At 71.6% G+C, this 9,985-nt stretch carries 8 protein-coding genes and 1 pseudogene; 6 read left to right on the top strand and 3 right to left on the bottom strand.

The window, feature by feature from the left end; genetic code table 11:
- Together ACWCP6_RS36945 and ACWCP6_RS36940 are read right to left on the bottom strand one after the other, a co-directional pair.
- Positions 1–103 (bottom strand): annotated as a pseudogene (locus tag ACWCP6_RS36945) (IS481 family transposase); the annotation flags it as partial.
- Between the two features lie 80 nt (positions 104–183).
- Entirely contained in the window at positions 184–1,398 is a 1,215-nt protein-coding gene (locus ACWCP6_RS36940; RefSeq protein ID WP_450937048.1) for an MFS transporter, read from the bottom strand.
- Between the two features lie 645 nt (positions 1,399–2,043).
- On the opposite strand from ACWCP6_RS36940, the gene ACWCP6_RS36935 reads away from it, so the two are divergent.
- Together ACWCP6_RS36935 and ACWCP6_RS36930 are read left to right on the top strand one after the other, a co-directional pair.
- Complete coding sequence (locus tag ACWCP6_RS36935) at positions 2,044–3,477, top strand: DUF2079 domain-containing protein (RefSeq protein ID WP_450937047.1); 1,434 nt, start codon at positions 2,044–2,046, stop codon at positions 3,475–3,477.
- A gap of 365 nt (positions 3,478–3,842) precedes the next feature.
- Positions 3,843–4,946, top strand: a complete 1,104-nt coding sequence (locus ACWCP6_RS36930; RefSeq protein ID WP_450937046.1) for a glycosyltransferase — start codon at positions 3,843–3,845, stop codon at positions 4,944–4,946.
- Between the two features lie 32 nt (positions 4,947–4,978).
- Here the strand turns inward: ACWCP6_RS36930 and ACWCP6_RS36925 are convergent, their stop codons facing one another.
- Positions 4,979–5,758, bottom strand: a complete 780-nt coding sequence (locus ACWCP6_RS36925; protein WP_450937045.1) for a DeoR/GlpR family DNA-binding transcription regulator — start codon at positions 5,756–5,758, stop codon at positions 4,979–4,981.
- 188 nt (positions 5,759–5,946) lie between these two features.
- Here ACWCP6_RS36925 and ACWCP6_RS36920 point away from each other — a divergent pair, with 188 nt between their 5' ends.
- From ACWCP6_RS36920 to ACWCP6_RS36905, 4 genes are read left to right on the top strand one after another with little or no spacing between them, the layout of a single operon-like run.
- The gene (locus ACWCP6_RS36920) at positions 5,947–6,831 is read left to right on the top strand and encodes an SIS domain-containing protein (protein WP_450937044.1); all 885 of its coding nucleotides are present in this window, start codon (positions 5,947–5,949) and stop codon (positions 6,829–6,831) included.
- Positions 6,832–6,860: 29 nt separating this feature from the next.
- On the top strand, positions 6,861–7,712 hold the full coding sequence (locus ACWCP6_RS36915; protein WP_450937043.1) for a class II fructose-bisphosphate aldolase: 852 nt from the start codon (positions 6,861–6,863) through the stop codon (positions 7,710–7,712).
- Between the two features lie 54 nt (positions 7,713–7,766).
- Positions 7,767–8,489 carry an alpha-ketoglutarate-dependent dioxygenase AlkB family protein gene (locus ACWCP6_RS36910; RefSeq protein ID WP_450937042.1) on the top strand — a complete coding sequence of 241 codons (723 nt, stop codon included), beginning with the start codon at positions 7,767–7,769 and terminating at the stop codon, positions 8,487–8,489.
- 55 nt (positions 8,490–8,544) lie between these two features.
- Positions 8,545–9,783 (top strand): ROK family protein, encoded by a 1,239-nt coding sequence (locus ACWCP6_RS36905; RefSeq protein ID WP_450937041.1) that lies wholly within the window; start codon positions 8,545–8,547, stop codon positions 9,781–9,783.
- Positions 9,784–9,985: the final 202 nt, after the last annotated feature.

Here is a 9,985-nt window from a genome sequence, read left to right as displayed (position 1 = left end):
CGCCGTTGCGGCGGTCCTTGTTCGCACTGCCGGCCGCGCGGCCGAGGACCTTGTGGCCGCCGCCGTCGGGGATGCGGCCGAGCTTCTTGACGTCGCAATCCACACCGAACCCAGAAGGCCCTCACCCGTTCAAGCACCACGAAGGCGCATGTCGCCCGTCACCAACGTCCCCGGACAGCACAGCTAGGCGCGTGGCCGGGCTGTTGCGCGGCCCGTCGCGAACGCCACCACGGCCGCGACCCCCGCGAGTGCGGCCACACTGGTGAGGGCGACCGGCAGTGAGAACCAGTCGGTCATGAAGCCGATCGCGGGCGGCCCGAGCAGCATGCCGCCGTAGCCGAGCGTGGACGCGGCAGCCACGCCGCCGGGACCCGCGAGTGCTCCGGCGCGCTCGACGGCGACCGGGAAGATGTTCGCGAGACCGAGCCCCGTGATCGCGAAGCCCACAAGCGCCGTCCACACCGACGGCGCGAGCGCGCCGAGCAGCATGCCGGCCACGGCGGTCGACCCGCCGGCGACGAGCGTCCGGGTCCGCCCGAGCCGTTCCAGCAGCGTGGTCCCCGACAGCCGTCCGGCGGTCATCGCCAACGCGAAGCACGAGTATCCGGCCGCCGCGACACCGGGGCTCGCGTCGAGGTCCTGCGACAGGTGCAGCGCCCCCCAGTCGGCGAGTGCCCCTTCCCCGTACGCCGTGCAGAGAGCGATGATCCCGAAGACGACGACCAGTCCGCGGGTGCGCCGCCCGAGGTGTCGTGCCGAGGTGCCGCCGCCCCGCCCGGCCGGTGCGCCGTCGGTCACCGGTGCCTCATGGCGCAGCAGCGTGGGCCCCGCCGCCGCGGTCACGAGGAGCCCCAACACGCCGAGGCCGACCAGATGCCGGGTGGGGGACAGATGCTCCGCGACCATGCCGCCGAGCCCCGCGCCCAGCATCCCGCCGAGGCTGAACGCCGCGTGGAAGCTGGGCATCACCGGCCGCCGCAGGCTCCGTACGAGATCGACGGCCGCACTGTTCATCGCGACGTTGATGCCGCCGTACGCGGCGCCGAACACGACGAGCGCCCCACTGAGGGCTGCCGTCGAATGCGTCAGCGGCGGCAACATCACGCTGAGCGCGAGCAGCGCTCCGCACAACACCGTCACCGGGTGGCTGCCGAACCTACGGCACAGGCGGCCCGTCGACGTCATGGTGACCACGGCTCCCGCCGAGACCCCGAGCAGCGCCAGGCCCAGCGCGCTTGCGGACGCCCCGGTCTGCGTCTTGATCGCGGGAATCCGCACCACCCAGCCGGCGAAGACGAACCCGTCCAGGGCGAAGAACACGGTGAGCGCGATCCGCAGCCGCGTGGGCGAGGGGACTCGCACGACGGTGTGCGAGCGGAGTTTGTTTAGTGTCGGCACAAAGTCAGCGTAGGGGTGCGCGGCGAGGAGGGGCAAGACGGGGCCGTCGCCTCCCGTGCTCACCGTCGGCGGAGCCGCGTGGGCGGACGCGCTCAAGGGCCACGTCGGAGGCGGGCGTGCCCAGGGGTGGCGGGGGTCGGCGCGCCCCGGGGAGCCGGCGCAGGCGGGCGTCCCCGGAGTGCCTGCCCGGGGGCGGTGCCCCGGGGGAGATGCTCTTCCGTAGATTCGGCCGGCGTGGATGGTGCACGGGGTGGCCGACGGGCCGCCCCCGTCGATACGCCGCCCTCCGGTCGGGCGCCCGGAGTGTGAACGCCCGGCGTGCGAGGGCCCGGAGTGCGAGCGCCCGGTGCGCGGTCGCCCGGACAACTCCCGTCATACAGAAAGCTCATGCGCAGTACTTCAACATTTCCGGACCCGAGGGCCATTCGATGGATTCTTCGCACACGGAGTTTGGTTGGAGGTCAAGTTCCGCTCGGCACTGGCATCTTGATGGACTCAGGTCCTCGGTTTCCGGAAGGTCTCCAGATGCAAGCTCCGCCCACTCACAGCACGACTCTTCCGTCGCAACAATCGTCACCCGGCAGAAGTGCGGGCGCCGAGCCGTCGCACGCGAATCGTTTCGACGGCACATGGTGGGTATGGGCCATGGCGGGGGTGCTCTTCCTGATGTACGCAGCGGTGTCGCTGCGTATCCATCAGCGGATGCTCTCCAACAGCTATGACCTGGGAATCTTCGAACAGGTCGTACGCTCCTACGCGGACGGGCACCTGCCCGTCTCCGAATTGAAGGCGCCCGACTTTCCCATTCTGGGAGACCACTTCTCTCCCGTTCTGGCATTGGTGGCGCCGTTCTACCTGCTGCACCGGTCGGCGGAGACGCTGCTCGTGGTGCAGGCGGCGCTCATCGCCCTGAGCGTGGTGCCGCTGGCCCTCTGGGCGCGCCGCACCCTGGGGTCCCTGGCCGGTGCGGTGATCGGTGCCTGCTACGGGCTCTCCTGGGGCGTCGCGAGCGCGGTCGGATTCGACTTCCACGAGGTGGCCTTCGCCGCCCCCCTGCTCACCTTCTCGCTCGCTGCTCTCGGCAGCGACCGGCTGACGGCCGCAGCGTTCTGGGCGATGCCGCTCCTGCTGGTGAAGGAGGACCTCGGGCTGACGGTGCTGATGATCGGCCTCGTCATCGCCTGGCGCGGCGCCCGCAGGCTCGGGATCACGACCGCGGCGATCGGGCTGGTGGGAACGGCCCTGGTGCTGCTGGTGATTCTGCCGTCCTTCAACCCCAGCGGCTCGTTCGCGTACTGGTTCCTCGCGGACAATCCGGCGGCCGGTGCCGGTGACGCGGCTGCGTCCGCGGGCGGCGGCAACGGGGTACTGGACACGCTCTACCGGGCCACCATCGGTCTCACGACCCCGCAGACCAAGGTGCAGACCCTTGCGCTCCTGCTGGCCCCGACCGTGTTCGTGGCCCTGCGGTCCCCGCTGCTGTGGGTCGCCCTTCCGACGCTGGCGTGGCGCTTCTACTCGAACAATCAGTTCCACTGGGGCACCGGCTACCACTACTCGCTGGTGCTGATGCCCATGGTCTTCGCCGCGTTCATCGACGCCCTGGTGCGTCGGGGCACGGCGCAGCGCAGCCTGCGCCGTCATCTCGCGGCTGCCGGGGCCGTCACCCTCCTGATCCTGCCGAACTTCCCGCTCTGGCAGCTTGTCCAGCCCGCCACCTGGCACACCGACCGGCGCGTCGCCGTCGCCCACGAGCTGATGAAGAAGATCCCTGACGGTGCCACCGTCCAGGCGTCCACCTACCTCGTTCCCCAGCTCACCAACCGGACGAGCGTCAGCCTCTACGGCTATGCCACCAGTCGCCCGAACCCCGAATGGATCATGGTGGACACATGGGTCCCTTCGAACATGCGGTGGCCGCAGACCTGGGGCATCGAGAACCTGACCCTGGCCCAGGCGCGCCGCGACGGGTACCGCGATGTGTCGGACGAGTACGGCTACGTCCTGTTGAAGCGGGGGAAGCAGCCCCACCGCGAGGCCGTCACCGGCGACTTGGACGCCTCCAAGCACGCGGGCTGAACCCGTCGCCGTTCCATCCCGGCGCATCGCGCGCGGGCGAACGGCGAGCACCGAAGCGCGGCGCACATGAATGACGAACAATGAATTGCGGCGGCCCGACCCTGTGATGCGTCCCAGGTGTCGGGCCGTCGTCGCCTTCCTGCGAGTCCGCCGGCCCGACCTGTTCACGGACGCGGAACTCGCGCTGTAAAGCGGCCATTTGGTGGGGCGACTGCCCGGTGGTTTGCGCGTCCGAATGCGTGGTTCGCGACGGCGCACGAAAGGTGTCGGCGTGCCGCGAACGAAGTGAGATGCCGGGTCCATAGGGTCGCTGCGAACAAATCCTCGGGAATGGTGATGTCGTGAAGCCGTCCATCTGCCTGTGCATGATTGTCAAGAACGAATCGGCCGTCATCGAGCGATGCCTTTCGTCCGTACGCGACCTGGTGGACACCTGGGTGATCTCGGACACCGGATCGACGGACGGAACACAGGATCTGATCCGTGAGGCACTGGACGGAATCCCCGGCGAACTCCACGAGGAGCCCTGGGTCAACTTCGGCCACAACCGGACGCTGAACATCGAGCACGCCCTCGGCAAGGCGGACTACCTTCTGCTTCTCGATGCCGACCACGTCGTCCGCAGGGAGGGATCCCTGCCCCGGCTGACCGGCGACGCGTACATGCTCCGGCACGAAGGCGCCACCGAGTACCGGATCAAGCGGTTGGTGCGCGGGGACATCCCGTGGCGCTACGAGGGCGTCACGCACGAGTACCTCCACGCCGACGGACACGAGTCCCAGGCGAACCTCGACGCGCTCGTCATCGAGGACTACGCGGACGGCGGCTCGCGGCACGACAAGTTCGAGCGCGACGCGCGCCTGCTCGGCGCCGAGATGGAGCGTGACCCGTCGAACACGCGCACCGTGTTCTACCTGGCGCAGACCATGCGGGACATGGGCGACGTACCCGAGGCGATCCGGCTCTACGAGCACCGCGCCGGGATGGGCGGATGGGAGGAGGAGGTCTACTACTCGCTCCTCCAAGTGGGAATCCTCAGCGCCGGCTCCGGCGACTGGCCGGCCGGGATGGACGCGCTGTCCCGGGCCTGGACGGCACGTCCGCAGCGCCTGGAGGCCTGCTACGAGCTGGCCTCGCGGTTGCGTTCCATGGGGCGTCATCACATGGCGCACGCGATCGTGTGCGCCGGCCTGGACCGGCCGCAGCCGAACGACATCCTGTTCACCCAGCCCTGGGTGTACCGCTGGGGCCTGTTGTTCGAGTTCTCGATCACGTCCTACTGGGTGGGCGACGCCAAGGGTTCGCTCCAGGCCTGCGACCGTCTGCTCGCCATGCCCGACCTGCCCGGCACGCACCGGGTGCAGACGATGGTCAACCGTGAGTACGCCGCACGCGGACTCGCCACGATCCCGGTACCGGGCAAGGGGCCGAAGGGCAAGCAGCGGCGGTCAGGCTCGAAGGCCCGCTGACCACCGCCCGCGCGCGGCAGGAGGCGTGGGGGTCAGACGGCGACGACCGTCACCCCCGCCTCCTCGAACCGGGCCGCGGTCTCCGGCGTCACCGCCGTGTCCGTGACCAGGGTGTCCACCTGTTCCACCCCGCAGATCCGGGCGAAGGCGCGACGGCCCAGTTTGCTGGAGTCGGCCGCCACGACGACGCGTTCGGCCCGCTCGCACAGCAGCCGGTTGATGGCTGCCTCGGCCTCGTCATGGGCGGCGGCGCCGTGGGCGACATCGAGGGCGACGACGCCGAGGACGGCGATGTCGACGGTGATCTGCCCGAGGACGCCGTCCGCGAGCGGGCCGATCAGCTCGTAGGACTGCGGGCGGGCGACTCCGCCGGTCACGACGATTTTGAACTGGGGACGCACCGCGAGCTCGTTGGCGATGTTCAGGGCGTTCGTCACCACCGTGAGGGCGGGCGAGCCGCTGGCGAGGTCCGGGCGCACGGCCAGTGCGCGGGCCACCTCCGTGGTGGTCGTGCCGCCGGTCAGTCCCACCGCCTCACCCGGTGCGACGAGGTCCGCGACCGCCTTGGCGATGCGTTCCTTCTCGGACGCGCGGCGGGCCGTCTTGTAGCGGAGCGGCAGTTCGTACGACACCCCGTGCACGACGGCCCCGCCCCGGGTGCGTACCAGCATCTGCTGCTCGGCGAGCTGGTCGAAGTCGCGCCGGATCGTGGCGGCCGACACCGCCAGTTCGGCCGCCGCCTCCTCCACGTCCAGCCGACCCCGCTCGACGAGCAGTTCCAGCAGGGACTTCCAGCGGGCGTCGCGCGACATCCGCACTCTCCGTTCATCCCCGTCATCCCGTTCACATGATCTGCGGCGACCCTAGCGCACACCCAGGACCACCAGCGATGCTTGATTGTGCTTGAAAGGTCGCTATATCTTGCAGAAACAAGCAAGCGTGTGGGCGGTGTGCCGGAGCGCACACACGCAGCGAGCGAATCTCGGGGAGTGGGGCACGCATGAGCCATGTCGAGAACGAACTGAACAGCCAGCCCGAGTGCTGGATACGCGCGGCGCAGCTGGCGGGGAACCAGGCGGACGCGCTGCCCGCGCGGGGGGAACGCGTGGCGGTCGTCGGCTGCGGCACGTCCTACTTCATGGCGCAGGCCGCCGCCGCGCTGCGTGAACAGGCGGGACAGGGTGAGACGGACGCCTTCGCCGCATCCGAGTTCCCCACGGCCCGTACCTACGACCGTGTGGTCGCGCTGACCCGCTCGGGCACCACGACCGAGGTGCTGGACCTTCTCGGCCGGGTCGCGGGACGCACCCGTACGACGGCGATCACCGCCGACCCGACCACCCCGGTGATGTCGGCCGCCGACGACGTCGTCGTGCTCGACTTCGCCGACGAGAAGTCCGTCGTGCAGACCCGCTTCGCCACCACCGCACTCACCCTGCTGCGGGCCCACGCCGGTCTCCACACCGACGCGGTGGTCGCGGACGCCCGCACCGCGCTCGAGGCTCCGCTGCCCGAAGGGCTCGTGGAGTGCACCCAGTTCACCTTCCTCGGCCGCGGCTGGACCGTCGGCCTGGCGAACGAGGCCGGTCTGAAGATGCGCGAGGCCTCCCTGTCCTGGACCGAGGCCTACCCGGCCATGGAATACCGGCACGGGCCCATCAGCATCACCACCGCCGGTACCGCGACCTGGATGTTCGGCGAGGCTCCCGGGGGCCTGGCCGAGCAGGTCCGCGCCACCGGCGGCCGCTGGGTGGACGGCGGCCTGGACCCGCTCGCCGAGCTGGTGCGCGCCCAGCGCCTCGCCGTCGCCGTCGCGGCCGCCCGCAACCTCGACCCCGACAGCCCGCGCCACCTCACCCGCTCGGTCATCCTCACCACCCCCTGAGCCGTCGACGACCCGAGGAAGGAGGGGCCGTGCCCCTCAGCACCACCGGCGCGCTCGTCGTGGAGGCGGCCGCCGCACACACCGCCGTGGCCGCGTTCAACGTCATCACGCTGGAGCACGTCGAAGCAGTCATCGCCGGAGCGGAGGCCGCACGGGCACCCGTCGTCCTCCAGATCAGCGAGAACGCGGTGAAGTACCGCTACGGCCGGCTGCTGCCCCTGGCCCGCGCCGCCGTCGCAGCCGCCGAAGGGGCCGTCGTGCCCGTCGCGCTGCACCTCGACCACATCCAGAGCGACGACCTGCTGCGCCAGGCGCCCGACGCCGGGTTCAGCTCGGTGATGTACGACGCGTCGAGGCTGCCGTACGAGCAGAACCTCGCCGCGACCCGCGCCGCCGCCGACTGGGGGCACGCCCACGGGCTCTGGGTGGAGGCGGAGTTGGGCGAGGTCGGCGGCAAGAACGGCGCACCCGCCCTCGACGCGCACGCACCCGGCGCACGCACCGACCCCTACGAGGCCCGAGGCTTCGTCGCCGACTCCGGCGTCGACGCGCTGGCCGTCGCTGTCGGCAGTTCCCACGCCATGACCAGCCGCACCGCCGTCCTCGACCACGGGCTGCTGAAGCGCCTCTCCGCCGCCGTCGCCGTGCCGCTCGTCCTGCACGGTTCCTCCGGGGTGCCCGACGGGGAGCTCTCGGCCGCCGTGGCCGGAGGCATCGCCAAGGTCAACGTCGGCACCGCGCTGAACATCGCGATGACCGGTGCGATACGGACGTTCCTCGCCGCCAACCCCGAGGCGGTCGACTCCCGGAAGTACCTGAGCGTGGGCCGGGAGGCCATGGTCCGCACGGTCACCGGACTCATCACCGTGCTCCGGAGGTGAGTCCGCGCGCCACCGCCGCGGTGCACCGGGCGGTGGCGCGCGATGATGGGAGCCATGGAGAAGGGAGTGTCCGGACAGCGGCCGCAGACGCCGCCACCGCCGGACCCGCTCGCGCAGTGCTCGGGAGAACTGTTCCCCCGCGAGCGCGCGGAGATCGCCCCCGGAGCGGTCCACGTCCCCGGCTGGCTGTCCTCCGGGCAGCAGCGGGACCTGGTCGAGGCGGCGCGCGCCTGGGCGCGGCCCCCGGCCGGGCTGCGCACGGTGCGCACCCCGGGCGGCGGCACGATGAGCGCCCGCCAGGTGTGTCTGGGCCGGCACTGGTACCCCTACGGATACGCCGACACCGTGGTCGACGGCGACGGCGCACCCGTGAAGCCCTTCCCGCCGTGGCTCGGCGACCTTGCACGCCGCGGCGTCGAGGAGGCCTACGGCGAGGGACCCTGCTCGGCCGCGTACGACATCGCGCTCATCAACTTCTACGACGAGGGCGCCCGGATGGGCATGCACCGGGACAGCGACGAGACGTGCGCCGACCCCGTCGTCTCGCTCAGCCTCGGCGACCGGTGTGTGTTCCGGTTCGGGAACACCGGCAGCCGCGGAAGGCCGTACACCGATGTGCAGCTGCGCAGCGGGGACCTGTTCGTGTTCGGCGGCCCGGCGCGGTTCGCCTACCACGGGGTGCCGCGCGTGGACTGCGGCACTGCGCCGCCCGGCCTCGGCCTGCGGGGGCGGCTCAACATCACCCTGCGGGTCAGCGGACTGCCGCCCTCACCATGACGGTTCCGGCCGGCGGACGGCTGCACTCCGCACCGATCATGGGAGACTCGCCCTCATGAACGGCAAGTCGGCACCCCGGGCGGCGGGGGAGATGTCCACGCGGAACCACCGGCTGGAGCGGGGGCGCAGCGCACTCGGGCCCGCGCTGGAGCTCGTCCACACCGGCCGCGCCCCCACCCGCGCCGTGCTCACCGCCGAACTGGGGGTGACCCGGGCGACCGCCGGGGCCGTCGCCGCCGAGCTGGAGGCCCTGGGTCTGATCCGCGTCGACGCCCGGCCGGGTGCGGCCGCCGGGTCGCAGGGCCGTCCGTCGCACCGTCTGGAGGTCGCCGAGGACGGCCCTGTGGCGCTCGCCGCTCAGGTCCACGCCGACGGATTCCGTGCCGCGCTGGTCGGTCTCGGCGGCCGGATCGTGGCCACCGCGCCCGGATCCGAGACCATCCACCCCGACCCGGCGCAGGTGCTCGGCTCGGTCGTCGAGGCGGGTGCGGAGCTGCTGCGCGCGACGGGCCGCCGGTGTGTGGGCTCGGGCCTCGCCGTGCCGTCCGCGGTCGCCGAACCGGAGGGCACCGCGCTCAACCCCCTCCACCTCGCCTGGCCCGCGGGCTCCCCGGTGCGGGAGATCTTCGCCGAGAAGGTGCGCGCCGCGGACATCCCGGGTCCGGTGTTCGCCGCGAACGACGTCAACCTCGGCGCGCTCGCCGAGTACCGGCACGGCGCCGGGCGCGGGGCCCGCGACCTGCTGTGCGTGGCGACCGGGCACCGCGGCGTCGGCGGCGCCCTCGTCCTGGACGGCCGTCTGCACACCGGCAGCTCCGGCCTGGCCCTCGAGGTCGGGCACCTCACCGTCAATCCCGAGGGCAGGCCCTGCCACTGCGGCAGCCGAGGCTGCCTCGACGTCGAGGCGGACCCCCTCGCCTTCCTCACCACGGCGGGCCGCGAACCCGGCCCGGAGGTGTCGCTGCTCCAGCAGGCACGCGAGCTGATCGAGCGCGAGTACGCGGATCCGGCGGTGCGCACCGCGACCGAGGCCCTGATCGACCGCCTGGGCCTCGGCCTCGCCGGTCTCGTCAACATCCTCAATCCGGACCGCATCATCCTGGGCGGCCTGCACCGCTCCCTGCTCGACGCGGATCCCGAGCGGCTGCGCGCCGTCGTCGCCGACCGCAGTCTGTGGGGGCGCAGCGGCGGCGTACCGATTCTGCCGTGCACCCTGGACCACAACAGCCTGGTCGGAGCCGCCGAGTTGGCGTGGCAGCCGGTGCTCGACGACCCGCTGGCCGCCTTGGCTTAGGGGGCGTCTTGCCGATCAGGCCGGATCCGGAGCGTCGGCGACTGACGACAACGCCGCAGATGTGCGTGCCAAGCCCCGCGAGCCCGGCGTGCTCGGCAAGACACCCCCTAGATGTGCTGTCCGGACAGGTTGGTGACGCGGCTGGCTGGGGTGTGGCCGCTGATTCCGGTGTGGGGTCGGTGGTAGTTGTACCAGTCCAGCC

The organism is Streptomyces sp. NPDC002004 (assembly GCF_053593975.1).
Note: the sequence above shows the minus strand (reverse complement) of the source record. Positions and strands in the feature narration are given on the sequence as shown.

Excerpts from the sequence above, each read along its gene's own strand:
- ACWCP6_RS36930 (WP_450937046.1), top strand. The coding sequence starts at position 3,843 with ATGATTGTCAAGAACGAATCGGCCGTCATCGAGCGATGCCTTTCGTCC.
- ACWCP6_RS36920 (WP_450937044.1), top strand. The coding sequence starts at position 5,947 with ATGAGCCATGTCGAGAACGAACTGAACAGCCAGCCCGAGTGCTGGATA.
- ACWCP6_RS36905 (WP_450937041.1), top strand. The coding sequence starts at position 8,545 with ATGAACGGCAAGTCGGCACCCCGGGCGGCGGGGGAGATGTCCACGCGG.
- ACWCP6_RS36925 (WP_450937045.1), bottom strand. The coding sequence starts at position 5,758 with ATGTCGCGCGACGCCCGCTGGAAGTCCCTGCTGGAACTGCTCGTCGAG.
- ACWCP6_RS36910 (WP_450937042.1), top strand. The coding sequence starts at position 7,767 with ATGGAGAAGGGAGTGTCCGGACAGCGGCCGCAGACGCCGCCACCGCCG.
- ACWCP6_RS36935 (WP_450937047.1), top strand. The coding sequence starts at position 2,044 with ATGGCGGGGGTGCTCTTCCTGATGTACGCAGCGGTGTCGCTGCGTATC.